Origin of the sequence: Micromonospora sp. NPDC000121 (assembly GCF_042899165.1) — a bacterium.
Lineage (GTDB): Bacteria > Actinomycetota > Actinomycetes > Mycobacteriales > Micromonosporaceae > Micromonospora.
In genome coordinates, this window is record NZ_JBIAZP010000001.1 from 240,496 (window position 1) to 264,958 (window position 24,463).

Here is a 24,463-nt window from a genome sequence, read left to right on the forward strand (position 1 = left end):
CGGTAAGGGGGACGCGCGTGTCGGTGATCATCGGTACGGTGGGCGCCGGCATCGGACCGGGGAGCACTCCAGCGTGGACCACACCTTCCAGGTCGACCTCCGTGGCGTGGTCGACCTGCTCAGTCATCACCTCTACGGCAGCCCGCGGGTGTACGTCCGCGAGCTGCTGCAGAACGCCGTCGACGCGATCACCGCGCGCCGCGCGACCGACCCCGACGCGCCCGCGCTGGTGCGCGTGGAGCCGCCGGAGCTGACCGGCGACGGCACGCTGCGGGTGCACGACACCGGCGTGGGGCTCACCGAGGCGCAGGTGCACGAGCTGCTCGCCACCATCGGTCGCAGCTCCAAGCGCGACGAGCTGGGCTTCTCCCGGCACGAGTTCCTCGGCCAGTTCGGCATCGGCCTGCTCTCCTGCTTCCTGGTGGCCGACGAGATCCGGGTGGTCACCCGGCACGGCGACCACCCGACCGTGCACTGGACCGGGCACTCCGACGGCCGGTACGCCGTCGAGCTGGCCGCGTCCGGCGCCGGTCGGGCCGAGCAGGGCACCACCGTGACACTGGTGCCGCGCCGCGACGCCGACCAGTGGTTCGGCACTCCGACGGTGGTCGACCTGGCCCGGCTCTTCGGCTCGCTGCTGCCGGTCACCGTCCGGGTCGGCGACGTGGTGACCACCGCCGGCGCGCCGCCCTGGCCGACCACTCCGGGCTCGCCGGTCGACCGGGCCGCGCTGGTCCGCTACGCCCGGGAGACGCTCGGCTTCGACCCCTTCGACGTGCTGCCGCTGTCGGTGCCGGAGGCCGGCCTGACCGGGGCGGCCTTCATCCTGCCGAACCCGGTGAACCCGGCGTCCCGCGCCGGCCACAAGGTCTACCTCAAGCGGATGCTGCTCACCGAGCACGCCGACGGGCTCCTGCCGGACTGGGCGTTCTTCGCGCACTGCGTGGTGGACGCCAGCGAGCTGCGGCCGACGGCCAGCCGGGAGGCGCTCTACGAGGACGGCCTGCTCGCGGCCACCCGGGAGGCCCTCGGCGACCAGGTGCGCGGGTGGCTGGTCCGGCTCGCCAAGCACGACCCGCGGCGGCTCGCCGAGTTCCTCCAGGTGCACCACCTCGGCGTGAAGGCGCTCGCCCTGCACGACGACGAGATGCTCCGCCTGGTCGACCAGTGGTGGCCGATGGACACCAACGTCGGCACCCTCACCCTGGCCGAGTTCCGGCAGCGGCACGGGGTGGTCCGCTACGCGGCCAGCCTGGACGAGTTCCGCCAGCTCGCCGCCGTCGCCGCCGCGCAGGACCTGGCGGTGGTGAACGGCGGATACACCTACGACACCGAGCTGATCGAGCGGCTGCCCACGGTGGACCGCTCCGTGCTGATCGAGCGGCTGGAGCCCAGCGACCTGACCACCCGCTTCGACAGCCTGGATCCCCAGGTCGAGCTGGCCCTGCGGCCGTTCCTCGCCGGCGCCCAGCGGGCCCTGGAGCGGCTCGGCTGCGAGGTGGTGGTCCGGGCGTACGACCCCGTCTCGCTGCCGGCGCTCTACCTGGTGAGCCGGTCGGCGGCGTTCAACGACCAGCTCGCGGCGACCCGGGACCGGGCGGACGAGCTGTGGGGCGGGGTGCTCGACGCGCTCGCCGCCTCCGCCCCGCCGGACCGGCCACAACTGGTGCTCAACCACCGCAACCCGCTGGTCCGCCGGGTCACCACGTTGACCGACCCGGAGCTGGCCGGGCTGGCCGTGGAGGCGCTCTACGGGCAGGCGCTGCTGCTCGGGCACCATCCGATCCGCGCGGCCGACGCCGCGCTGCTGAACAGTTCGTTCCTCGGCCTGCTCGGCCGGGCCGTGCCGGGACAGGAGTGAGTGTGAGCACCGAAGACGAGGACCTGTGGCGGGTGCTCCGCGAAGTCGGCGACATGCCGTACGGCGCGGGGCAGATCGCCGCCATGGAGCAGCTGCTGCGCCGGGTGGACGCCGGTGACGACCGGGAGCTGGCCTTCGTGACCAGGATGCAGGCCACCACCGCGTACGTCTACGGCGGCGAGCCGGCCAAGTCCTTCGTCACCTTCTCGTGGTGCCTGGCCGAGTTCGACCGCGACCCGCAGCCCTACCACCAGCGCTACGCCCACCAACTGCTCTGGCACGTCAAGTACATGGTCACGGGCCTGCTCCGGTTCCCCGAGGTCCCGCTGGACCGCACGTACGCGGTGCTCGACGACATGGAGCGTCGCTACCGCGAAGGCGGCCACAGCCTCCAGGCCGTCCACAAGCACCGGTTCCTGGTGGCGGACCATCTGGGCGACGCCGACGCGGCCGCGCACTGGTACCGGCTCTGGCAGACCACCCCCCGCGACGAGCTGTCCGACTGCGCCGGCTGCGACCCGACCACCCAGGTGCAGTACCTCGCCGACACCGGCCGGCACGCCGAGGCGGTCGCGCTGGCCGAGCCGGTCCTCGCCGGCCGGCTGAGCTGCACCGAGCAGCCGCAGGCCATCCTCACCGCGCTGCTGGTGCCGTACCTGCGCACCGACCGGGGGGACGAGGCGCGCGACGCCCACCGGGAGGCGTACCGCCGGCTGCGGGGCAACCTCTCGGACCTGTGGGACATCGGCAACCACGTCGAGTTCTGCACGCTGACCGGCAACGACGCCCGCGCGCTGGAGATCGTCGAGCGGCACCTGGACTGGCTGGACCGGGCGCCCTCCCCGGCCGCCGCCATGCACTTCGCGGCGGCGGCCGCCGCCGCGCTGCGCCGGGCCGGCGAGCTGACCGTCTACCGGCGGGCGGCCGGCGACCGGCCGGCCGGAGAGATCACGGCGTCCGCGCTCGCCGCCGAGCTGACCGGCACCGCGACCGCGCTGGCCGCCAGGTTCGACGCCCGCAACGGCACCTCGCACCAGTCCGAGTGGGTGGCCCGTCGGCTCGCCGTCGAGCCGACGGGTACGCACCTGCCGCTCTCGGCCAGCCTGCGCCGTCGGCCTGTCCGGACGGCGACGGCCGGTCCGGCAGCCGGGGCCGGCAGTGCTCCGGCACCGGGCGCCGGGGCCGACCGCGCTCCGGCACCGGGTGCCGGGGTCGCCGCCACCGCCCCGGTGCCGGCCGACGCGGGCGCCGACGAGCTGCTCGACTTCGCCGAGGAGCGGCTGCGCCGCCACGACCGGGAGGCGTTCCGGGCCGCGCTGGCCGCCTGGGACGACCGGTTCGGCGGCGGGGACCTCCCGGCGGGGACGGCGGCCCACCGGCTGGAGTTGCGCGCCGCCGAGCTGGGCGACGAGGACGCGCCGACCACGGTCGAGGCACACCGGGCGGCGATCGCCGCGTACCGGGAGCTGGGTGACGAGGTCCGGGCCCAGGTCGTCGCCGGCCGGCTCGGCGTGCTGCTGGCCATGGCCGACGAGAGCGCGGACGAGGGGCTGGAGCTGGTCCGGGCGTCCGCCGACGTGCTGGACCGGCGGGGCGACGACCGGCAGCGGGCCGCCGGGCTGGACCGGGTCGCGCTGGCGTTCATGCACCGGGGGCGCTGGGTGGAGGCGCTCGACGCCCTCGACCGGGTGCCGGCCGAGGCGGGCGGCGACCCGTGGCTGGCCGCCCGGATCGCGCTGCACCGGGCCCACGTACTCGAACAGCTCGACCGGGAGGCGGACGCCCGGGCCGCCGCCCACCGGGCCCGTGACCTCGGCCGGGAACTCGGTCTCGGCGACGTCGTCGCCGCCGCCTGCCTGGCGTACGCCCGGACGGCCGACGATCCGGCCGAGGCGGTCGCCGCCTGCGACGAGGCGCTGGGGGTGGCGCCGGCCGAGGCGTTGCTGCCGGTCCGGGTCGCCCGGGCGCGGGCGCTGATGACCGCCGGCCGCGCCGCCGACGCGGTGGACGACTTCGCCGAGGCGGTGACGCTCTGCGTCGAGCGGGGCGCGGAGGGGGACGCCTTCCTGCGCTGGGAGCTGGCGAACGCGTACTGGGTCGCGGGTCGGCTGGGCGAGGCCGCCGAGGTCGCGGAGGAGGCGGTGCTCGGGCTCGACCGGCTCGGCGCGCAGGCCGAGGCGGACCGGTGCCGGCACCTGCTGGCCGGCGTCTACGAGGGGCTGGGCGAGATCGATCCGGCGCTCGCCCTGCTGGAGCAGCTCGCCGAGAACCTGGACGGACCGGACAATCTACCGCACCGGGCGCAGGTGCTGGAGGAGGCCGGCGGGATCCTCTACGACGCCGACCGGGACGCGCTGGCGGCGGGCCGGTTCGCGGCGGCGGCGACCGCGTACCGGCAGGCCGACCTGCCGCTCGACGAGCTCCGGGCCCGCCGCCGGCAGGCGTACGCGGAGTTTTGGGCGGGCGACGAGGCGGCGGCCCTGCGCACCGTCGAGCTGCTGGACACGGTGGCGGCGGGGCTGGCCGGCCGGCCGGACGAGCCGCCGCCGGTGACGTACGAGCTGGCCCTGGCGGCCGAGGTCGGGGCGCGGGTGCTGACCGTCGAGGGGCGGGAGGCCGAGGCGTACGACCGGCTGGTCGGGGTGCCCACCCGGCTCCGGTCGATCGAGGCGTTCGGCGAGGCCGCGCAGGTGGAGGCATTCATCGGCGAGCTGCTGCTGCGGCTGGACCGGCCGGCCGAGGCGGAGCGGCTGCTGCGCGAGGTGCTCGGCGGCCTGCCCGCCGGGTCCCGTCCGGTGCAGTCGACCGCCTGGCTGCTGGCCCGGGCGCTGGACCTGCTGGATCGCCCGGCCGAGGCCGCCGCCTTGCGGGACGAGTACGACCTCGACCACGAGCACTGACGGTCGCGCCGTCCGGGCCGGGTTTCCCCAGGTGCCCGGCCCAAACGCAGGCGACCGGTGGGTAACCAAGCCTTAACGCCGTCTCCCACTCGGTCTAGGCTTGCCCGGTGACGGTCGAGCAGCAGCCACGGAGCAGGGCGAACGGCGCCGCGGGGTCGGGCCGGCGCCGGTCGCGCAAGGACGAGATCCTGGAGATCGCGGTCGGCCTCTTCGCATCCCGGGGCTACCACGGCGTTTCGATGGACGACATCGGCGCGGCCGCCGGGGTCACCGGCCCGGCGCTCTACCACCACTTCGCCGGCAAGGAGGCGATGCTGGTCGCCGCGCTGATCCCCGTCAGCGAGGAGTTGCTCGCCGGCGGTCAGCAGCGATCCGCCGGCCACCCCGACGACCCGCGCGGCGCGCTGGAGTCACTGATCGACTTCCACGTCGAGTTCGCGCTGGCCAACCCGGCGGTGATCGCCCTGCACCTGCACGAGCTGGACCGTCTCCCCGACGAGCCCCGCCGCCGGATCCGCCGGCTCCAGCGGCTCTACGTCGAGCAGTGGGTGACCGTGCTGACCGCGCTGCACCCGGGCATGCCCGCCGGCGAGGCGCGGGTGCTGGCCCACGCCGCGTTCGGCCTGATGAACTCGACGCCGTTCCTCGGCGGCGAGGTGGACCGGCGCCGCCGGGCCGAGCTGCTGCGCGGCGCCACCCTGGCCGCCCTTCTGGCCCACCCCAACCCCTGATCCCCACGTGGGGGTGGCGACTCGTCAGTAACCGAGCGGTCATGGTTACCTGGCAGCCGTCCCAATCCCTGGACGCCGGGAGGAAAAATGATCGAGTCGCTGCTGGTCGCCAACCGGGGCGAGATCGCCCGCCGGATCATCCGTACCGCCCGGCGGCTCGGCATTCGGGCGATCGCGGTGCACTCGGAGGCCGACGCCGGCCTGCCGTTCGTCACCGAGGCCGACGAGGCGGTGTGCGTGGGTCCGGCGAACCCGGCCCAGAGCTACCGCAACGTCGAGGCGATCCTCGCCGCCGCCAAGTCGACCGGCGCGCAGGCGGTCCACCCCGGCTACGGCTTCCTGTCGGAGAACGCCGACTTCGCCCGTACCGTCGAATCGAGCGGGCTGATCTGGATCGGGCCCGACGCGGACGCGATCACCGCGATGGGCGACAAGATCAACGCCCGGAACCTGATGGCGGCGGCCGGGGTGCCGGTCGCGCCCGGCACGACGGACCCGGCGGCCGACCTGGACGCGGCCGTGGCCGCGGCGGCGGAGATCGGCTACCCGGTGATGGTCAAGGCCGCGGCCGGCGGCGGCGGCATGGGCATGGGCGTGGCGAACGACGAGGCCGGGCTGCGCACCGAGTACGACAAGGTGCGCGCGTTCGCCGAGCGGATGTTCGGCGACGGCTCGGTGCTGATCGAGCGCTACTTCCCCCGGGTGCGCCACGTCGAGGTGCAGATCCTCGGCCTGGCCGACGGCCGGGTGGTGGCCCTCGGCGAGCGGGAGTGCTCGGTGCAGCGGCGCAACCAGAAGCTGGTCGAGGAGTCGCCGTCCCCGGCGGTCTCGCCCGAGCTGCGGGAGCGTTTCCTGGCCGCCGCCGTGCGCGCCGGCGAGGCGGTGAACTACCGCAACGCGGGCACCGTCGAGTGCCTGCTGGTCCCGCGTCAGCGGGACGCGAAGGGTGATGGCCCCGAAGAGTTCTTCTTCCTGGAGATGAACACCCGGCTCCAGGTGGAGCACCCGGTCACCGAGCTGGTCTACGGCGTCGACCTGGTCGAGGAGCAGCTACGGGTGGCCGCCGGCCTGGCCCCGACCTTCGACCCGGACGCGCTCGCCCCGCGCGGGCACGCCATCGAGCTGCGGATCAACGCCGAGGACCCGAAGCGCTTCCTGCCCGGCCCCGGCGCGATCACCGCGTGGACGGAGCCGACCGGCGACGGCGTCCGCGTCGACTCGGGCTACGTCGCCGGCAACACGGTCACCCCGTTCTACGACAGCCTGATGGCGAAGCTGATCGTCAGTGGCGCGACCCGGGCCGAGGCGATCGAGCGCGCCCGCGCCGCGGTGGCCGGCTTCGAGCTGACCGGCCCGAAGTGCAACCTGCCCTTCTTCGCCGAGTTGCTGGAGAACGAGGAGTTCCTCTCCGGCGACTACGACACCGGCATCGTCTCCCGCATGCGCTGACCCGGGCGACGAGGTTGGCGGTGCGCGGGATCCGTCACCGCCAACCTCGTGGTCGGTGCGGTCAGGGGCCGGCCAGGGCCGTGGTGGGTGGGATCCGGTTGGCGCGGTAGACCGAACCATCGGACCGGTTCCCGGCGCGCGCGGTGCGCCACCTCGCGGGGAGCGGTGTGCGGGTGGGAGGCTGGACGGACCCACCACTGCACCACGTCACAGTGAGGTGACCCCTTATGGCGGAACTGCCAGGCTTCGTGTCGATCCGGGAGGTCGGGCCGCGCGACGGGCTCCAGAACGAGGATCCGATCCCGACCGACGCCAAGGTGCGGCTGCTCGACGCCCTCTCCGGCACGGGCGTGCGGCGGATCGAGGCGGTCTCGTTCGTGCACCCGAAGGCGATCCCGCAGATGGCCGACGCCGACGAGGTGTGGCAGCGGGCCGCGAAGGCCGACGGCGTGCGCTACTCCGCGCTGGTGCCGAACACCCGGGGGGCGCAGCGCGCCCTCGCCGCCGGGTTCACCGAGATCGAGGTGGTGGTCTCGGCCAGCGACACGCACAACCGGCGCAACGTCAACCGCTCGACGGAGGAGTCGCTGGACGACATCGCCGAGCTGATCGACCTGCTGCACGGCGCCGGCGCGCAGGCCGAGGTGATCGTCGCGACCAGCTTCGGCTGCCCGTACGAGGGGGACACCGACCCGGCCCGGGTGGCCGCCATCGTGGACCGGGTGGTTCGCGACGGCGCCGACCGCGTGGCGTTCGGCGACACCACCGGCATGGGTACGCCCCGCCGCGTCCGGGAACTGCTGACCGCCGTACGCGACCGCAACGCCCACGTTCCCGTGCTGCTGCACTTCCACAACACCCGGGGCACGGCGCTGGCGAACATGCTCACCGCACTGGAGCTGGGCGTCACCGAGTTCGACGCCAGCGTCGGTGGCCTCGGCGGCTGCCCGTACGCCCCGGGCGCCAGCGGCAACCTCGCCACCGAGGAGGCGGTGCACATGCTGCACGACATGGGCGTCGACACCGGCATCGACCTGGCCGCCCTGATCGAGGTGGCGGAGTTGGCCGAGCGCCTGGTCGGCCGCCAGCTCCCCTCCGGCGTCCTCCGCGCCGGCCCCCGCACCCGCCTGACCCCCCTCCCCGCCTGACCCTCCCCTCCCGCCCCTCCCCGCCCCCGGCCGAGTCATCGGTTGATCAAGAGGTTTGCATCCGGTTTCGCCCGGAACCGGACGCGAACCTCTTGATCAACATGGCCGACGCCGACGCCGACGCCGACGCCGTGAGGGGCGCCGGGGCGGGGTGAGCGCAGGCGGGGTGGGCGGTGGTGGGACGGGTGCGCTAGCCTAACGATCGTTCAGGTCGGTGCCGTCGCCCACGAGGCGGCGGACCACGGTGGCGGCGGCGGTAGGGAGTCGGCGTGACGCTCGACGGTGAGGCTCTGGAGCAGCTGCGCAAGCGGGCGCGGGCCGGCGGCGCGGACAAGTACCACGCGGCGAACGCCGCCAAGGGCAAGCTCTTCGCCCGGGAGCGGGTCGCCCTCCTGGTGGACGAGGGCTCGTTCGTCGAGGACGGCCTCTACGCCAACGCGATGGCCGAGGGCCTGCCGGCCGACGGCGTGGTCACCGGCACCGCCACCATCGACGGCCGCCAGGTCTGCCTGATGGCGAACGACTCCACGGTCAAGGCCGGCAGTTGGGGCGCCCGCACCGTCGAGAAGATCATCCGGATCATCGAGCGGGCCTACTCCACCGGAGTGCCGATGGTCTACCTGGTCGACTCGGCCGGCGCCCGGATCACCGACCAGGTCGAGCTGTTCCCCGGCCGCCGCGGCGCCGGGAAGATCTTCTGGAACCAGGTCCGCGCCTCCGGCTCCATCCCGCAGGTCTGCGCGCTGTTCGGGCCGAGCGCGGCCGGCGGTGCGTACATCCCGGCGTTCTGCGACGTGGTCGCGATGGTCGACGGCAACGCCAGCATGTACCTCGGCTCCGACCGGATGGTCGAGATGGTCACCGGGGAGAAGACCACCCTGGAGGCGATGGGCGGGGCGAAGGTGCACTGCGCCGAGTCGGGTGTCGGGCACTTCCTCTGCAAGACCGAGGCCGACGCGCTCGACGTGGTGAAGCGCTACCTGTCCTACCTGCCGGCCAACTGGACGCAGGCGCCGCCGGCCGCCGAGGCGGTGCCCGCGCCGGAGAAGGCCGACCTCGCCGCGCTGGTGCCGGCGAGCGAGCGGCAGGCGTTCGACATGCGGCGGTACGTCAAGGGCCTGCTCGACGAGGGCTCCTTCTTCGAGATCCAGGCGCTCTGGGCCAAGGAGCTGACCATCGGCTTCGGTCGGCTGAACGGCGAGGTCGTCGGCGTGGTCGGCAACAACTCGATGTTCAAGGGCGGGGTGCTCTTCGTCGACTCGGCCGACAAGGCGACCCGGTTCGTGCAGCTCTGCGACGCGTTCAACGTGCCGCTGCTCTTCCTCTCCGACGTGCCCGGGTTCATGGTCGGCAGCGCGGTGGAGAAGCAGGGCATCATCCGGCACGGCGCCAAGATGATCACCGCGATCTCCGAGGCCACCGTGCCGAAGATCTGCGTGGTGGTCCGCAAGGCGTACGGCGCCGGCCTCTACGCGATGGCGGGGCCCGGCTTCGAGCCGGACGCCACGATCGCGCTGCCCACCGCCAAGATCGCGGTGATGGGCGCCGAGGCGGCGGTCAACGCGGTCTACGCCAACAAGATCGCCGCTATCGAGGACGAGGCCGAGCGGGCGGCGTTCGTCGCCGCGAAGCGCGAGGAGTACGAGCGCGACATCGACATCGTCCGGCTCGCCAGCGAGCTGGTGGTGGACGCGATCGTCGAGCCGCACGAGCTGCGCGCCGAGCTGACCAGCCGGTTCGCCGCCGCCCGCACCAAGGAGCGGCACTTCTCCCGGCGCCGGCACGGCGTCACCCCGGTCTGATCCCGCCGTCGACCCCACCCGGTCGGCGCGGGCCACCCCGCACCAGCGACCCGTCCCCGGCGTCACGAGCGCCCGGCGGCCCGTCACACAGGAGGATTCGATGGACTTCCGGCTCACCGAGGAGCAAGAGGCGCTGCGGGAGAGCGTGCGGGAATTCGCGCGCGAGGTCGTCGCCCCGGTCATCGCGGAGCACTACGAGAAGCACACCTTCCCGTACGAGGTGATCCGGCAGATGGGCAAGATGGGCCTGTTCGGGCTGCCCTTCGGCGAGGAGCACGGCGGCATGGGCGGCGACTACTTCGCGCTCTGCCTCGCCCTGGAGGAGCTGGCCCGGGTCGACTCCAGCGTGGCGATCACCCTGGAGGCGGCGGTGTCGCTGGGTGCGATGCCGATCTACCGCTTCGGCACGGAGGAGCAGAAGGCCCGTTGGCTGCCGAAGCTGCTCAGCGGCGAGGCGCTGGCCGGCTTCGGCCTCACCGAGCCCGGCTTCGGCTCGGACGCGGGCGGCACGCAGACCCGCGCGGTGCTCGACGAGTCCACGGGCGAGTGGGTGATCAACGGCTCGAAGGCGTTCATCACCAACTCGGGCACCGACATCACCGCGCTGGTCACCGTCACCGCGGTCACCGGCACGAAGCCGGACGGCTCGAAGGAGCTGTCCACCATCATCGTCCCGTCCGGCACGCCCGGCTTCACGGTCGCCCCGGGCTACTCCAAGGTCGGCTGGACCGCCTCGGACACCCACGAGCTGACCTTCGACGACTGCCGGGTGCCGGCGGCGAACCTGCTCGGCGAGCGCGGCCGGGGCTTCGCCCAGTTCCTGCGCATCCTCGACGAGGGCCGGATCGCCATCGCCGCGCTGGCCGTGGGACTCGCCCAGGGCTGCGTCGACGAGTCGATCAGGTACGCGAGGGAGCGCCAGGCGTTCGGCCAGCCGATCGGCAACTACCAGGCGATCCAGTTCAAGATCGCCGACATGGAGATGAAGGCGCACACGGCCCGGCTGGCCTACTACGACGCCGCCGCGCGGATGCTCGCCGGCGAGCCGTTCAAGCGGCAGGCCGCCATCGCCAAGCTGCACGCCAGCACCGTCGCCGTCGACAACGCCCGGGAGGCGACCCAGATCCACGGCGGCTACGGCTTCATGAACGAGTACCCGGTGGCGCGCTTCTGGCGTGACTCCAAGATCCTGGAGATCGGCGAGGGCACGTCCGAGGTGCAGCGCATGATCATCGCGCGCGACCTGGGCATGTGACGTCGTCGGGTCCGGCGGCGTCGGGCAGTCGGCCCCCGCCGCCGGATCCGGCCCCGCGCCCCCGTCAGCCGGCCCTCGGCCGGGCCGTTGTCGGATATCCGCATCGCGGCGTCGGCAGGGCGACGCTCGGCTGCCGCCAGTCGCACCCCCTCCGTACTCTTCCTGCCCATGACTCCGGTGCATGATCGTTCGCGGCATCCGGGCGTTCGTACCGGCTTGCCGGAGCTGTTGCGCGGGCACCGGCGCGCCGCCGGCCTCACCCAGGCCGAGCTGGCGGCCCGGGCCGGCGTCGGCGTCCGGACCGTCCGCGACCTGGAGCGGGGCCGGTCGTCCCGGCCGCAGCGCACCACCGTCGAGCTGCTCGCCGGCGCGCTGGAGCTGACCGGGGCCGCCCGGTCGGCGTTCCTCGCCGCCGCCCGGGGGCAGGCGCCGGCCGCGCCGCCGGTCGCCCCGGTCGGCGCGCCGCCGGCTCGCCTCGACCCCGACGACCACGTCGGTACGCCGGTCGCGCTCCCGCCCCCGGTCGCGCTGATCGGCCGGGACACCGACCTCGCGGAGCTGGTCGGGCTGCTCACCGACGAGCGCGGCCCCCGGCTGGTGAGCCTGGTCGGGCTGGCCGGCGTCGGCAAGACCGCGCTCGCCCTGTCTGTGGCCCACGCGGTCGCCGACCACCACCCCGGCGGGGCGGCCGGCGTGCTCATCGGCGAGGGCTCCGACGCCGCCGACGTGCTCGCCGCCTCCGTGGCGGTCTTCGGGGCCGCCCGGATGCCCGAGCTGACCGCCCGTCTCGACGGCCGGCCGGCGCTGCTGCTCGTGGACGCGACCGAGCGGGCGCCCGACGCCGTCGCCGAGACGGTGCACCGGCTCGCCGGCGCCGTGCCGTCGCTGCGGGTGCTGGTCACCGGCCGGCACCCGGTCGGCCTGTCCGGGGAGCGGGTGTGGCCGGTCGCCCCGCTCGACGTACCCCCGCCGCCGGGGAGCGAGCGGGCCGGCGCGTCGGCGCCGGCCGACTACCCCGCGGTGGCGCTCTTCACCGCCCGGCTCGCCCAGGTCCGCCGGGAGCCGCCCGGCCCGGCCGAGCTGCCCGCGCTGGCCGCGCTGGTACGCCGCCTCGGCGGCCTGCCGCTCGCTATCGAGTTGATGGCGGCCCGGGGCCGGATCCTCGACCTCAACGAGCTGCTCGACCGGTACGGGGACCGCGTCCTCGACCTGGCCACCTCGTCGGGGGCGGCCGAGCGTCCGGGCTGGGACACGGCGGAGCCCGGCCGCCCGGAGGGCCGCCGGGCGGCGGTGGCCGAGACGCTGCGCGACGCGGTGGCCACCAGCTACCGCCTCCTCGCCCCCGACGAGCGGGCCGCGTTGCGTCGGCTCGCCGCCTTCGGCAACCGTTGGTCCGTCGAGCTGGCCGAGGAGATGCTCGCCGACGACGGCGACCGGGACGGCACGGTCGTGGTCGACCCGGTCCCGCTGCTGGACCGGTTCCTGGAACTCGGCCTGCTGAGCGTCCGGGGCGCCGGGCCGTTCCGGTTCCGCCTGCTCGACGCGGTGCGGGACTTCGCCGCCGAGCAGGCCACCGGCGCCGGGGAGCTGACCGCGATCCGGCGCCGGCACGCCCGGGTCGTTGCGGGCCTGGTGGCCCGGACCGCGCCGGAGCTGGCGGGCGCCGACCTGCCGGCCGCGGTGCACCGGCTGGACGAGGTGAGCGGCGACATCAGCTCCGCCTTGGCGCACGCCGCCGTCGACGACCCGTTGACCGCGCTGCGGTTGGCGGCGGCGCTGTCCCGGTGGTGGCGCTTCCGGGGGCGGGACGTCCCCGGCCGACAGTGGCTGCGCCGCCTGCTGGCGGACCCGCGTACCGCCGACGCCGACCCGGTGCTGCGGGCCTGGGCGTCCCTGGGGGTGGCCCGGCTCGCCGCCGAGCACGGCGCCGGGGCCGAGGAGTTGCCGGCGGCATGGGCGGCGCTGGCCGCGTTCCGGGACGCCGGCGACGTGACCGGGGAGGTGGAGGCGCGAGCCGTGCTCTGCGCGCTGCTGATCGCCCTCGGCCGGCACGACGAGGCGCGGGAGCAGGCCGAGGCGGTGCTCGCGCTGGCCGGCCGGGGCGGCCGGGTCCGGGACATGGCGGTGGCGCAGAACAACCTCGCCTGGCATGACATCCGGGTCGGCGACCTGGCTGCGGCCCGCCGCCGGCTGGCCTCGGTGGACCGGCTCGCCGCGCAGTGCGGGGAGCAACGGCTGCGGGTGCTCGCGCGGGCCAACCTCGCCGAGGTGTCCCGCCTGGAGGGCCGGTACGCCGACGCCGTCGACCAGGGCCGGCGGGTGCTGACGGCGCTGGCCGACCTCGGGGACCCCGGCCACCGTCGCCGGGTGCTCGGCACGGTGGGCCTGGCGCTGGCCCGGGACGGCCGTCCCGCCGAGGCGGCCGAGGTGCTGGCCGAACTGCGCCCGGCCCCGACCCCGGTGCCGCCGTCGCCGCGTCTCGGAGAGGCCGAATGGCCCGGGGGCGACTGCTGGACGCCGGTGCGCGGAGCGCGCCCCGAGGACGGGATCTGCGCGTTGATCGAGGGGAACCTGGCCCTGCGCCGGGGCGACCGCGAACTGGCGGCGGAGTGGTTCGCCGCCGCGGCGGAGGCCGGCGCCGAGGGCCAGGACCGGCGCGACGTGGTGGAGGCGTTGGTGGGACTGGCCGCGAGTACGGCGGACCCCGCCGTGCTGGACCGTCTCGACCGGGCCTGCCGGCGGAGCGGCATCAGGCTGCTGCCGCAGGAGGAGGAACTGCTCTACGCGCGGACGACGGGTCGGCGTGGCGGCGGCCCCGGGACCACGTAGACCGGCCACGGCTGGCTTCGCCGAGGCCGGGAGTGGACGCGCCCCGTGGAGCGGGCCGGGGGTGGCGCGGGCGACGATGCCCCTCTTGTTACCCCTCGCTCGTCGCCCGCGCCGTCACCCCCCGGTGCGTCCCCACTGCCCGAAGACTAGCCACCGCGCGCTCGCGACTCCGTCCGGTTTGATCGACTATCTCCCGTGGACGCGGCAGTTCTGCCGCTCTTTCTGCCGGTGTCCCCGTCGCGCCCTGATCGACCGGTCAGGCCGGGGCGGTCGCGCCGTCGCCGGTCGGGGCCGACTCGCCGCTTCCGGCGGTGGCGCCCGGGTGGACGGCGTCCCGCACCCGGCGCAGGGCGTCGAGCAGGGCGTCCAGCGCAGCCGGCTCGAGCTGGCCGGTGAACCACTGCTCGATGATCCGCAGGTGCCCGGGCATGGTCTCGTCGAGCCGCTGCATGCCGGTGGCCGTGACCACCGCGTACGAGCTGCGCCGGTCGGAGGGGCAGGCGCGCCGGGTGAGCAGGCCGTCGCGCTCCATCCGGTCGACCACCCGGGTGACGCCGCTCGTGGAGAGGGAGGTCTGGGCGGCCAGGTCGGTCATCCGTAGCTGGTTGCCGGGCGAGCGGGCGAGGCGGGTCAGCACCTCGAACTCGACGGGTGAGAGGTCGTGCTCCTCGAACTGGGCGGCGAACCGGGCCGACAGCCCGGCGTGCGCCTCATAGAGCAGGCCGACGGCGGTGATCCGGGGATCGTCGAACGCGTTCTGGTTCACCTGTTCATCCTAGCAGTACTTGACACAGGGAATATTGCTGGCTCTATAGTTGCTGCAACAGTCGTTGAGCTAGTGAACCAAGCTTTCACGGAGGGCAGTTTCATGACCAGCAGCACCGCACCGGTTACCCGCGACTGGGACGGCCTCACCATCCCGAGCGCCGGCACCTACGCCCTGGACGCGGCGCACAAGCGCGTGGGCTTCGTCGCCCGGCACATGATGGTCAGCAAGGTACGCGGCGAGTTCGCGGACGCCTCCGCCACCATCACCGTCGCCGACGACCCGCTGCAGTCCTCGGTGTCCGCGACCATCCAGGCCGCCAGCATCAACACCAACCAGGCCGACCGGGACGCGCACCTGCGCAGCCCGGAGTTCCTGGACGTCGAGGCGTTCCCGACGCTGGAGTACCGCAGCACCGGCGTCAAGTCCCGCAACGGCAACGAGTTCGTCCTCTCCGGCGAGCTGACGATCAAGGGCGTCACCCGCCCGGTCGACCTGGAGGTCGAGTTCGAGGGCGTCGGCCGCAGCCCGTTCGGCCAGGACATCTTCGGCTTCTCCGCCTCCGCCGAGATCGACCGCGAGGAGTTCGGCCTGACCTGGAACGTCGCCCTGGAGACCGGCGGCGTGCTGGTCGGCAAGAAGATCAAGATCGAGATCGAGGGCGAGGCCGTCCGCCAGGACTGACCGCCGTACCGCATCCGGGCCCGCGCCACACCACGGCGCGGGCCCGACGCGTGTCCGCCGGCAAGAGCGCCGGCCGGTGCGATTTGTCACGACTTATTCGCGGTCTGGTTCGCGTAGCGGGCCGTACGGGCTGGGTAGAGATGCCGCCGGGAGCGCGCTGGCCGGCCGGCTGCGGTCGTCCCGGCCGTGGGATCGCCGGGTTCCGCCTCTGGTCCCGGCGAGGGGGCGCTCTTACCGTGGATGGTCACCACGCGCATTCCGGGCCTGCGTGGCCCCGACTGCGCCTCGCGCCGGGAGGAAACATGGGCAGGGACGTCGAGCAGGGCGCCTTCTCCCGGGAGGACCGGGTCCGTTACCGGCAGAAGGTCCGGCGGTGCCTGGACGTCTTCGCCCTGATGCTGGACGACTTCGGCTTCGACGCCGACCGCCCCATGACCGGGCTGGAGATCGAGCTGAACCTGGTCGACTCGTCCGCCGAGCCGGCGATGCGCAACGACCAGATCCTCGCCGACATCGCCGACCCGCTCTTCCAGACCGAGCTGGGGCAGTTCAACCTGGAGCTGAACGCGCCACCCCGACTGATCGAGGGCTCGGGCTTCGCCGACTACGAGCGGGACCTGCGCAGCAGCCTCACCCGGGCCGACGAGCGGGCGACCCGGTCGGACGCGAAGATCGTCCTGGTCGGCATCCTGCCCACCCTCACCGAGCGGCACCTGGTCGTGGACAACCTCTCCACCAACGAGCGCTACCGGGTGCTCAACGACCAGATCGTCGGCGCCCGTGGCGAGGACATCGAACTCGACATCCGGGGCGTCGAGCGGTTGCAGACCCACACCGACTCCATCGCCCCCGAGGCCGCCTGCACCAGCCTCCAGTTCCACCTCCAGGTCGCCCCGGACAGCTTCGCCGACTACTGGAACGCCTCCCAGGCCATCGCCGGGGTGCAGGTGGCCGTCGGGGCGAACTCGCCGTTCCTCTACGGCCGGCAGCTCTGGGCGGAGACCCGGATCGCCCTGTTCGAGCAGGCCACCGACACCCGGCCGGACGAGCTGAAGGCCCAGGGCGTACGACCCCGGGTCTGGTTCGGGGAACGCTGGATCACCTCGATCTTCGACCTGTTCGAGGAGAACGTCCGCTACTTCCCGCCGCTGCTGCCGATCTGCGAGGACGAGGACCCGGTCGAGGTGCTGCACGGCGGCGGCGTACCGGAGCTGGGCGAGCTGCGCCTGCACAACGGCACCGTCTACCGGTGGAACCGGCCGGTCTACGACATCATGAACGGCCGCCCCCACCTGCGGGTGGAGAACCGGGTGCTGCCGGCCGGCCCGACCGTGGTCGACATGTTGGCCAACGCCGCCTTCTACTTCGGCCTGGCCCGGGGGCTGGCCGAGGCGGACCGGCCGATCTGGAGCCAGCTCACCTTCAGCTCGGCGGAGGAGAACTTCCACGCCGCCGCCCGGCGCGGGATGGACGCCGTCCTGCACTGGCCCCGCCTCGGCGAGGTGCCGGTGGCCAAGCTGGTCCTGGACGTCCTGCTGCCCAAGGCCGCCGCCGGGCTGGACCGGTTCGGGGTGGCGCCGGCCGAACGCGACCGGCTGCTCGGCATCATCGAGCAGCGCTGCCGGACGGGCCGCAACGGCGCCGTCTGGCAGACCGAGGCGGTCTGGGCGGCCGAGCGGCACCGGGGCATGGACCGGGACGCCGCCCTGCACCACATGGTGCAGCGCTACGCCGAGCTGCAACGCGGCAACGAGCCCGTGCACACCTGGCCGGTCGACTGACCGACGCGCAGGGGCGTGCCGGACCGGTCAGCGGGTGTGGCGGCCGGACCGGGGACGGCGGCCGGCGGGCGCAGGATCATCCACGTCCGGATCCGGGGACGTGGTGGGCTGCCCGTCGGACCTCGGCACCGCCGGGTCCGCCCCGAAAGCCGGCGAGGCCGGTTCCCCGGTCGACGCGGTGGATTCCCCGGCCGGCGCCGGGACGCCGGCCGACGCTGCCACGGCGCTGCCGGCGTCCGCCGCCGCCTTCCGGGCTCTCGTCGACCTCGACCGGGCATCGCCCGTCCGGGCGGAGACGAGCGCTGGCACGGCATGGCCACCGGCGTCCGGATCGGCCCCGGTCGCCGTGGGCGTCGGGCGAACGGCACCGGTGTCGGCACCGGCCGGGGCGGTGCGCTCCTCCGGCACCGGGTCACCGGGCACGACGGACGACTCGCCGGTGCGCTGCCGGGGCACCGTCACCGGGCCGCGGGTGGCCGCCCGCTGGGCGAGCGCGGCGACCAGGACGGAACCGCCGACCCCGACGATCACCGCGTACGGGGCGATCAGGTGTGCCGACACCTGCTCCGGGCTGATCGCGGTCACCCTCGGCGCCGCCAGGAAGTACGCGGTCGCGACCAGCAGCGGACCGGCCGCGCCCGAGGCGGCCGCCCCGACCCGCCGGTCGGCGTGCCGGGCGCTGCCCCGCGCGGCCAGCGCGCCGACCACCAGGGCGGAGCCGAGCGACAGCAGCGCGCCGGGCCAGTAGAAGTAGTCCCGGATCCAGAACCCTCCGTCGTCGGAACTGAGCTGCCAGATGCCGAGCTGGGCGCTGGTCAGCCCGCGCCCGGCCAGCACCCCGTCGACCACGGCGACCACGGCGAGCAGCCAGAGCCAGCCCACGGTGGCGATCACGTTGTTCGCGGCGGCCCGCGAGCGCAGCGCCCAGACGGCCGTCGACACCCCGACGAGGACGCCGACCGCCGCGTACGCGGCGGCGACGTTCCGGGGGGAGCCGGTGTCCGCCGCCACGGCCGTCCGCGCCGGCACGGCCACCAGCAGCACGGTGATGAGCGCGCCCACCCCGGCCGCCACGGCGAGCACGACGTGCCGGAGGAGGCCGTCGGCCGGTCCCGCGTCGGGCTCGACGACGGTCGCGACGTCGGGTGCGGCGGCGGGCGCCGGGGTGTGGTCGCGCAGCCGCTGCGCGCACACCGCGCCGAAGACCGTCGAGGTGGCCGCGATCCAGGTGGCCCAGATCAGGCCGGCCACCCAGGCGGTCGCGCCGGCGGTGGCGTCCGCCGGCGCCCAGTTGATGATGCCCAGCCCGTAGCCGAAGCCCAGTTGGGCCGCGCCCGCGCCGGCAGCGACGCCGACCGCGGTCGCGATCGGTCCTCCCCAGCCCCGTCTGGCCATGCCGGGGAGCGTAACGTCCCGTGGTCGGCGCGGCGAGTGGTGACGGTTCCGCCGGGGTGACCGCGACCGCGTCGGGCTTGGCGGGGGCGGGTACGGTCGCCGATGAATCGAGGCGGTGGACGGCATGACGGACGGGTACCCGGGCGGAGGAGCCGGCGCGCGGGACGACGCCGGGTCGGGCCGGATGAACACGCTGCTCGGCGGCGGGCTGGCCGTGGTGCTGCTCGCCGCCGTCGGCGCGACCGGGGGCTGGCTCCTGGCCGGCGAGAACGACCGACCGACCGCGACGGACGCGACGGTGGCCGCTCCGCCCACCGGCACCCGGAGCGCCGCCCGCCCGACGCCGGGGCGGTCGACGTCGGCGCCGGCGCGGACGGGCGCGCCGACCCGCCCCGCCGGCCTGACGGTCCCCGAGGTGGTCGGGGAGGACTTCGCCGAGGCCCGCGACGAGCTGCGTGAGCGGCGGCTGGGCTGGCGACTGGTCTTCCTGGGCGGCGCGGGACGGACGGTGGAACGCGCCTCCCCGGCGGTCGGGACGCGCGTCCAGCCGGGGCACACCGTGACGCTCTACGTGAGCGGTCCGGCCCCGGCCGCGACGGTGCCGGACGTGGTGGGCGACGACTGCGACGAGGCGGGGGACGACCTCGTTGACGAGGGCTTCTACCCGCAGTACCGCTCGGGTCGGACCGGCCCGGTCACCCGCCAGGACCCGCCCGGCGACAGCACGGGCAGGTGGAACGACCAGGTGTCGATCTGGTGCGGTGCGGCGCCGGCGGGCTCGGGCTCGGCCACCCCGACCCCGTGACGGAGCGTCCGGCACGTTGATCCCGGCCGATGGCCGTCCGGACCGCTAGGTTGGCGGTCAGGGGCCACGACGCCCGCCCGGGCCGGGAGAGGACGTGCGATGAGCGAGCGTCAGCGAGTGAGTCATCGGCGCAGTGCGGTGGTGTCTCAGGTCGGCGCGCAGCGAAGCGGAGTGCCGGCATGAGCGAGCGTCAGCGAGTGAGTCATCGGCGCAGTGCGGTGGTGTCTCAGGTCGGCGCGCAGCGAAGCGGAGTGCCGGCATGAGCGACGACCGCCAGGAACCGCCCGCCGGCGACTCGTCCGCCGGCCCCGAGCCCGCCGACCGCACCCAGCGGCTGCCCGGCCCCGAGGGCCCTCAGCCGGCCGGGGACGACGCCACCCGGTCGATGCCCGTCGACCGCACCGCCCCGTTGGACCGTACGGCCGCCATGCCGCCCGAGCGGTCCGGCCCGGCGGCCTGGTCGGGGCGCGCGGAGGTGCCACCGCCGCGGCCGGCGGACCCCCGCGAGGCCGCCGAGTGGTACGCCGAGGAGCCGGGCGGCCGGCGCTGGTGGCTGCCGATCCTGTGGGGCGTGGTCGCGCTGCTGCTGCTCGGCCTGCTCGGGGTCGGGCTGTGGCTGGCCCTCCAGTCGGCGGACGACGACCCGGCCGTCCCCGGCCTGTCGCCCTCCCCGTCGGTCACCCGTGTGTCGCCGACGACCCCCGCGCCGACCTCGGCCGCCCCGACCACCCCCTCGCCCTCCGCGTCGCCGACCACCTCGGCGGCGGCGCAGGTGCCGATGCCGCCCGTGGTGAACCTGCCGCTGGCGACGGCGCAGGCGATCCTGGACGACCTCGGGCTGGGCCACCGGGTGGAGTACCGGGAGTCCGACCGTCCCGAGGGCACCGTGATCCGCACCGACCCGGATGCGGGGGAACTCGTCCCCGACGGGGAGGAGGTCACCCTGGTGGTGTCCCGTGGCGCGCCCTCGCCCACCGGCGGTGAACCCACGCCGACGACGGCCGAGCCGACCGCCACCCGGTGAGTTGCCGCTGACCGGGCCGCCCGGGACCGCCGCTCCGGGTGGTGCACGAGCGAGCGGCGGCCGGCCGGGTCACCACATCCGGCGCCTGGTCCCGACCAGGCCGAGCCCGGCCAGCGAGATGGCCAGACCGAAGATCCCGGACCAGAAGAGGGAACGGTGGATGTCGTCCGGCTGCCGGGCGGCCTCGACGGCGCCGTCCGACGATCCGGCCGGCACATCGGTCTCGACCGCGGTCCCGGGCTCGTCGGCGGCGCCGAGCGCGCCCGCCCCGTCCGCGGAGTAGGGGGCGTCGAAGGCGTCCTGCCCCTCGTCGCCGTCCGGCGGGTCCTCGTCGACCACCGTGATCTCCGGCGCGGGAACCGGGGTGGTCAGCCGGGTGGTGGACGACAGGGCGGGGTCGCGGACCACGACCACCAGTGTCGTGGCGGCGCCGATCAGCGCCAGGATTCCGAAGGCGTAGGCGATGCGGGAGCGGTGGTGCCGCCGCGCGGCGGGCTGATTGACCATGGCCATCCCAGGTTCGGGGTCCTGGACGCGCGGGGTGGAACCTGCCGGGGTGGGCGTACCTCATTCTATGGCGCGGTATGCCCCCCGGCCGCCGATCGCGGAGCTCAGCCCACCCGGACCGGGGTGCGGGTGACGGGCCGGCGCGGGGCCCGCACGGCGTGCGGGCGGGGCTCGGGAGCCGCCCGCAGTTGGCGCAGCCCCTCCCGCTGGACGAAGATCGACCGCCGGTTGACCGCGTCCCCCGAAGCGTTCAACTCGTAGCCGTCGAGCCAGATCCAGCCGTCGTAGGTCGGCCAGTCGAGAACCCGGATGACCCGGAACGTGATGGGCCTGAGGAACTGGACACTCGCCGCGCGAGTCACGTGCAGTACGTCACCGGAGCGGGGAAGCACATGGGCTCCTGGGAAGGGTCGGCCGGCGGACGGGCCGGCGGGAGCGGGTCGGGGGACGTCTCGGTGGCCGGCTACGGGGTCGTGCCCTCGTGCGCCGGTGGTGCGGGGCGGTGGTGGTCGGGCCGTACCCGCTGGTGGCGGACCGCCACCCGACCATCACCCGGCTGCTCCGGGTACCGCTCCCGCCGCCACAGCCAACTGGCGTGCAGCGGCGGGGTCATCAACCCGGGGCAGGTCTGGTTGTCGAAGGCCGGGCGGCCCCACCGGCGCGCGTCCCGGAACCCGTGGGGTCACCACGGCGGGGGAGCGGACGGAGACGGTGAGTAACCCGTGCCATACGGACAGAGTGCATCAGTGACGTGCGTCATGCAAGTTGCACGTCGACTTTTGCCGATACGTGAGCGGCTCGCGAGAAGCAGCGCTTGAAGCCGTTCACGTATCGGCGGCACACTGGGAGCCGGTTTCGCCCGTCGCGGCCGGCCGATGACCGGCACCACCTCTCGCCGCGAAACGACGCCCGCCGCCCGACGGCCGCGCCCCCGGCGGGCGGCGACAGCGGCGGGCGCGAGGCGGAGGTGACCGGTGAGGGCCGAAAGCCGGTGGTCCCGACCAGCGGGCGGGGTGGTGAGGCTGTGAGCGAACGGCGCAGCCCGACCATCCGGCGCCGCCGCCTCGGCGCGGAACTGCGGCGGCAGCGGGAGGCTGCCGGGATCACCATCGAGGTCGTCGCCGAGCAGCTGGAGTGCTCGGCGTCGAAGATCTCGCGGATCGAGACCGGCCACACCACGGCCACCCCGCGCGACGTGCGGGACATGCTCCGGATCTACGGGGTGGTCGGCGTCGAGAGCGACGAGCTGGTGCAGATCGCCCGGGAGGCGCGGCAGAAGGGCTGGTGGCACCCGTACAGCACGGTGCTGGTCGGCGCGTACGTCGGCCTGGAGGCCGCGGCCAGCTCGATCCGCGCGTACGAGCAGCAGGTGGTGCCCGGTCTGTTGGAGACCGAGGAGTACGCGAGCGCGATGATCCGCGCCGCGCGGCCGGATTTCACCCCTGACCAGGTCGCACAACGTGTCCGTGTCCGGCTCGGCCGCCAGTCGTTGCTGACACAGGATGATCCGGTCGATCTGTGGGTGGTGCTCGATGAGGCGGTGGTGAGCCGTCCGGTGGGTGGGGACGAGGTCATGCGTGACCAGCTCAAACGGCTGGTCGAGGTGGCGGAACTGCCGAACGTGACGCTGCAGATCCTGCCGTTCGAGGTGGGGGCGCACGCCGGCATGGACGGGACCTTCACGATTCTCAGCTTCCCCGAACCCGGTGATCCGGATGTCGTGTACGCGGAGAACGCCACGGGTGGGCTCTTCCTGGAGAAGAGTGACGAACTGCAGAAGTACAGCTTCATCTTCGATCACATCCGCGCGGCAGCCATTCGTCCGGAGGAGTCCATCGCACACATCGCGAAACTGGCAGAGGAGCCGTTGTGGAAATGGCGACCAAGGGGTTCCCCGTGGACCTGACGCAGGCAGCGTGGTTCAAGAGCTCGAAGAGCGGCCCGAACTGTGACAACTGCGTGGAGGTGGCGTACGTGACGGGGGCGGTCGGCGTGCGGGACTCGAAGGACAAAACGGGTCCGGCCCTGGTCTTCGCCCCGGGCGACTGGCACGCCTTCGTCGCTGGCGCCAAGGGCGGTGGCTTCGGCCGGGACTGACGCGACCGGGAGGTGACGGGGTGTCCCCCGTCCGGCGGGCAGCCGGGCGGGGGCACCGCCGTGTCCGATTCCGGGCCGGACGCGAAGAAGCCCGGACATCCCGTCGCCACATCGGGTTCGTGTCGTTGTACCCCTCGATACGGCGCTGGTCGACAACCCGCCGCGCGAATCGGCAACTGAACGAGGCAGGCGACACGGATGACGACGATCGGGTCAGACAACCTCACCAACGGGCCGGGCAAGCCGGAGCGCTTCGGGGGCAAGTATCGCGGGGCGCGCCGGGACACCGTCCTGACCGAGGTGGTGTCGACCGACACGGAGGTCGGTGGCCGGGAGGCCGCGACGGCCGCGCCGGAACAGGCGGGGCCGCTCTCCCTGCCGTCACTGGATCCGAACCCGTTGACCGAGCCGTCGTTCCCGCCGACCGGCTGGTCGATGGAGCCGACCGAGTCGCTGGTCGACCACCCGCTGCTGCGCGGGCTGCTGATGGAGCTGCCGCCGAAGGGCAGCGTCCCGCCGCCCGGGTGGCTCGACCGCTGGTTCGAGGCGACCCGGGCGATCCTGGAACTGCTATACGTGCAGGGCCCCGGCCGCTCGCGGTGACGCCGGTCGCGGTGACGCCGGTCGCGGTGACGTTGGCCGGGGTGACGTTGGCCGGGGTGACGTTGGCCGGGGCGATGCCGCTCGCGGTGACGCCGGCCGGGGTGGCGCGGCCCGCTCGGCGAGGCGGCTGTGCCGCAGCGCGTGGCGTACGCCGATGGCGGCGACCGCCAGCACCCCGACGGTGACCGCCGGCCCGGTCACCCCGGGCCCGAACAGCGGTTCCGGGGCGCTCGCCGCCGCCACCGCGGGCAGGATCGCCAGGCCGGTGACCTGCAACGGGAGCCCCACCAGCGGGTGCGCCGCGGCCGCGCGCAGGCCGTGCGGGGCCGGGGTCCCGGGCGCCGCGGCGAACGCCCCCGCGCCCGCCCGCAGCCGGCGCAGCCGGCGCACGGTGCAGGCCGTGACGACGAGCGCGGGCGCGGCGGCGAGGGTGAGGCCGTTGGCGGCCCGGTCCGCCGGGGTAGCACCGGCGCTGGAGAGCCCGGCGGCCAGCACGGCGGCCGCCAGGCCCAGGCCGGTCAGGGTCAGGGCGAGCACCCATCCGGTACGCCGGCGCAGGTCGCGGGCGCGGTCGAGCCGGGGCATCCCGTCCGCCAGCCAGCCGGCGGCGAGCCACACGGCGGCCAGCGGGATCAGCACGGTGAGGTGACTCTCCATGACGGAGAGCATTGCCCGTTCCCGGCGAGCGCGAATCCGGGGCCGGCCCCCGTTCCTCCCGTAACGGCGTCCCGTAGGGGGCATCCTCCCGGTGTTATAGGCAAGTCGGCATGTTTGTATTCCGGCCACCCGCTCTACCCTCAGCTTGATCGGCATTCATCGATTCTCA

General features: G+C 74.5%; 20 protein-coding genes and 2 pseudogenes. 16 read left to right on the forward strand and 6 right to left on the reverse strand.

What is annotated here, in order from left to right; translation table 11 throughout:
• Positions 1 to 73: 73 nt before the first annotated feature.
• From ACFY23_RS01205 to ACFY23_RS01245, 9 genes and pseudogenes are all read left to right on the forward strand, one after another.
• On the forward strand, positions 74 to 1,861 hold the full coding sequence (locus ACFY23_RS01205; protein ID WP_350819243.1) for an HSP90 family protein: 1,788 nt from the start codon (positions 74 to 76) through the stop codon (positions 1,859 to 1,861).
• Between the two features lie 2 nt (positions 1,862 to 1,863).
• Positions 1,864 to 4,761 (forward strand): hypothetical protein, encoded by a 2,898-nt coding sequence (locus ACFY23_RS01210; protein ID WP_350677648.1) that lies wholly within the window; start codon positions 1,864 to 1,866, stop codon positions 4,759 to 4,761.
• 107 nt (positions 4,762 to 4,868) lie between these two features.
• Positions 4,869 to 5,492 (forward strand): TetR/AcrR family transcriptional regulator, encoded by a 624-nt coding sequence (locus ACFY23_RS01215; protein WP_350677645.1) that lies wholly within the window; start codon positions 4,869 to 4,871, stop codon positions 5,490 to 5,492.
• A gap of 87 nt (positions 5,493 to 5,579) precedes the next feature.
• Complete coding sequence (locus ACFY23_RS01220; RefSeq protein WP_350677643.1) at positions 5,580 to 6,941, forward strand: biotin carboxylase N-terminal domain-containing protein; 1,362 nt, start codon at positions 5,580 to 5,582, stop codon at positions 6,939 to 6,941.
• A gap of 227 nt (positions 6,942 to 7,168) precedes the next feature.
• Positions 7,169 to 8,089, forward strand: coding sequence for a hydroxymethylglutaryl-CoA lyase (locus ACFY23_RS01225; protein WP_350677640.1), 921 nt, complete (start codon positions 7,169 to 7,171; stop codon positions 8,087 to 8,089).
• Between the two features lie 269 nt (positions 8,090 to 8,358).
• Entirely contained in the window at positions 8,359 to 9,891 is a 1,533-nt protein-coding gene (locus ACFY23_RS01230) for an acyl-CoA carboxylase subunit beta (protein ID WP_350677639.1), read from the forward strand.
• A gap of 100 nt (positions 9,892 to 9,991) precedes the next feature.
• On the forward strand, positions 9,992 to 11,146 hold the full coding sequence (locus tag ACFY23_RS01235) for an acyl-CoA dehydrogenase family protein (RefSeq protein WP_350677637.1): 1,155 nt from the start codon (positions 9,992 to 9,994) through the stop codon (positions 11,144 to 11,146).
• Positions 11,147 to 11,314: 168 nt separating this feature from the next.
• Positions 11,315 to 11,488, forward strand: a pseudogene (locus ACFY23_RS01240) (multiprotein-bridging factor 1 family protein); the annotation flags it as partial.
• 159 nt (positions 11,489 to 11,647) lie between these two features.
• Positions 11,648 to 13,975 (forward strand): annotated as a pseudogene (locus tag ACFY23_RS01245) (ATP-binding protein); the annotation flags it as partial.
• 256 nt (positions 13,976 to 14,231) lie between these two features.
• On the opposite strand, the gene ACFY23_RS01250 reads toward ACFY23_RS01245, so the two are convergent.
• Complete coding sequence (locus tag ACFY23_RS01250; protein WP_350683249.1) at positions 14,232 to 14,741, reverse strand: MarR family transcriptional regulator; 510 nt, start codon at positions 14,739 to 14,741, stop codon at positions 14,232 to 14,234.
• A 102-nt stretch (positions 14,742 to 14,843) separates the two neighbouring features.
• On the opposite strand from ACFY23_RS01250, the gene ACFY23_RS01255 reads away from it, so the two are divergent.
• Positions 14,844 to 15,425, forward strand: a complete 582-nt coding sequence (locus ACFY23_RS01255) for a YceI family protein (protein WP_350683251.1) — start codon at positions 14,844 to 14,846, stop codon at positions 15,423 to 15,425.
• 302 nt (positions 15,426 to 15,727) lie between these two features.
• Positions 15,728 to 17,206 carry a glutamate--cysteine ligase gene (locus tag ACFY23_RS01260; RefSeq protein ID WP_350683253.1) on the forward strand — a complete coding sequence of 493 codons (1,479 nt, stop codon included), beginning with the start codon at positions 15,728 to 15,730 and terminating at the stop codon, positions 17,204 to 17,206.
• A gap of 27 nt (positions 17,207 to 17,233) precedes the next feature.
• Here ACFY23_RS01260 and ACFY23_RS01265 read toward each other — a convergent pair whose 3' ends face one another.
• Positions 17,234 to 18,601, reverse strand: coding sequence for a hypothetical protein (locus ACFY23_RS01265; protein WP_350683255.1), 1,368 nt, complete (start codon positions 18,599 to 18,601; stop codon positions 17,234 to 17,236).
• Positions 18,602 to 18,725: 124 nt separating this feature from the next.
• Here ACFY23_RS01265 and ACFY23_RS01270 point away from each other — a divergent pair, with 124 nt between their 5' ends.
• Positions 18,726 to 19,406: a PASTA domain-containing protein gene (locus tag ACFY23_RS01270; protein ID WP_350683257.1), complete on the forward strand. Its 681-nt coding sequence runs from the start codon at positions 18,726 to 18,728 to the stop codon at positions 19,404 to 19,406.
• A gap of 259 nt (positions 19,407 to 19,665) precedes the next feature.
• A complete protein-coding gene (locus ACFY23_RS01275) occupies positions 19,666 to 20,430 on the forward strand; it encodes a PASTA domain-containing protein (protein WP_350683259.1) in 765 nt (254 codons plus the stop codon).
• Positions 20,431 to 20,499: 69 nt separating this feature from the next.
• On the opposite strand, the gene ACFY23_RS01280 is transcribed toward ACFY23_RS01275, so the two are convergent.
• From ACFY23_RS01280 to ACFY23_RS01290, 3 genes are all read right to left on the reverse strand, one after another.
• Complete coding sequence (locus tag ACFY23_RS01280; RefSeq protein ID WP_350683261.1) at positions 20,500 to 20,943, reverse strand: hypothetical protein; 444 nt, start codon at positions 20,941 to 20,943, stop codon at positions 20,500 to 20,502.
• Between the two features lie 98 nt (positions 20,944 to 21,041).
• The gene (locus ACFY23_RS01285; protein ID WP_350683263.1) at positions 21,042 to 21,329 is read right to left on the reverse strand and encodes a hypothetical protein; all 288 of its coding nucleotides are present in this window, start codon (positions 21,327 to 21,329) and stop codon (positions 21,042 to 21,044) included.
• 71 nt (positions 21,330 to 21,400) lie between these two features.
• Complete coding sequence (locus ACFY23_RS01290; RefSeq protein WP_350683264.1) at positions 21,401 to 21,550, reverse strand: hypothetical protein; 150 nt, start codon at positions 21,548 to 21,550, stop codon at positions 21,401 to 21,403.
• Positions 21,551 to 21,961: 411 nt separating this feature from the next.
• Between ACFY23_RS01290 and ACFY23_RS01295 the strand changes: the two genes are divergently transcribed.
• The 3 genes from ACFY23_RS01295 (at position 21,962) to ACFY23_RS01305 (ending at position 23,637) form a co-directional block, all read left to right on the forward strand.
• Positions 21,962 to 22,843, forward strand: coding sequence for a helix-turn-helix transcriptional regulator (locus tag ACFY23_RS01295; RefSeq protein WP_350683265.1), 882 nt, complete (start codon positions 21,962 to 21,964; stop codon positions 22,841 to 22,843).
• On the forward strand, positions 22,813 to 23,034 hold the full coding sequence (locus tag ACFY23_RS01300; RefSeq protein WP_350683267.1) for a DUF397 domain-containing protein: 222 nt from the start codon (positions 22,813 to 22,815) through the stop codon (positions 23,032 to 23,034). The genes ACFY23_RS01295 and ACFY23_RS01300 overlap by 31 nt, the downstream gene beginning before the upstream one ends.
• Positions 23,035 to 23,232: 198 nt before the next feature.
• Positions 23,233 to 23,637 carry a hypothetical protein gene (locus ACFY23_RS01305; protein WP_350683269.1) on the forward strand — a complete coding sequence of 135 codons (405 nt, stop codon included), beginning with the start codon at positions 23,233 to 23,235 and terminating at the stop codon, positions 23,635 to 23,637.
• On the opposite strand, the gene ACFY23_RS01310 is transcribed toward ACFY23_RS01305, so the two are convergent.
• Positions 23,605 to 24,294 carry a hypothetical protein gene (locus ACFY23_RS01310; protein ID WP_350683271.1) on the reverse strand — a complete coding sequence of 230 codons (690 nt, stop codon included), beginning with the start codon at positions 24,292 to 24,294 and terminating at the stop codon, positions 23,605 to 23,607. The two genes, ACFY23_RS01305 and ACFY23_RS01310, sit on opposite strands and share 33 nt — an antisense overlap.
• Positions 24,295 to 24,463 lie beyond the last annotated feature (169 nt).

Coding starts and splice junctions, on each gene's coding strand:
- ACFY23_RS01280 (WP_350683261.1), bottom strand. CDS start 20,943: ATGGCCATGGTCAATCAGCCCGCCGCGCGGCGGCACCACCGCTCCCGC.
- ACFY23_RS01225 (WP_350677640.1), top strand. CDS start 7,169: ATGGCGGAACTGCCAGGCTTCGTGTCGATCCGGGAGGTCGGGCCGCGC.
- ACFY23_RS01275 (WP_350683259.1), top strand. CDS start 19,666: ATGAGCGACGACCGCCAGGAACCGCCCGCCGGCGACTCGTCCGCCGGC.
- ACFY23_RS01260 (WP_350683253.1), top strand. CDS start 15,728: ATGGGCAGGGACGTCGAGCAGGGCGCCTTCTCCCGGGAGGACCGGGTC.
- ACFY23_RS01310 (WP_350683271.1), bottom strand. CDS start 24,294: ATGGAGAGTCACCTCACCGTGCTGATCCCGCTGGCCGCCGTGTGGCTC.
- ACFY23_RS01270 (WP_350683257.1), top strand. CDS start 18,726: ATGACGGACGGGTACCCGGGCGGAGGAGCCGGCGCGCGGGACGACGCC.
- ACFY23_RS01255 (WP_350683251.1), top strand. CDS start 14,844: ATGACCAGCAGCACCGCACCGGTTACCCGCGACTGGGACGGCCTCACC.
- ACFY23_RS01235 (WP_350677637.1), top strand. CDS start 9,992: ATGGACTTCCGGCTCACCGAGGAGCAAGAGGCGCTGCGGGAGAGCGTG.
- ACFY23_RS01290 (WP_350683264.1), bottom strand. CDS start 21,550: ATGACCCCGCCGCTGCACGCCAGTTGGCTGTGGCGGCGGGAGCGGTAC.
- ACFY23_RS01265 (WP_350683255.1), bottom strand. CDS start 18,601: ATGGCCAGACGGGGCTGGGGAGGACCGATCGCGACCGCGGTCGGCGTC.
- ACFY23_RS01300 (WP_350683267.1), top strand. CDS start 22,813: ATGGCGACCAAGGGGTTCCCCGTGGACCTGACGCAGGCAGCGTGGTTC.
- ACFY23_RS01305 (WP_350683269.1), top strand. CDS start 23,233: ATGACGACGATCGGGTCAGACAACCTCACCAACGGGCCGGGCAAGCCG.
- ACFY23_RS01220 (WP_350677643.1), top strand. CDS start 5,580: ATGATCGAGTCGCTGCTGGTCGCCAACCGGGGCGAGATCGCCCGCCGG.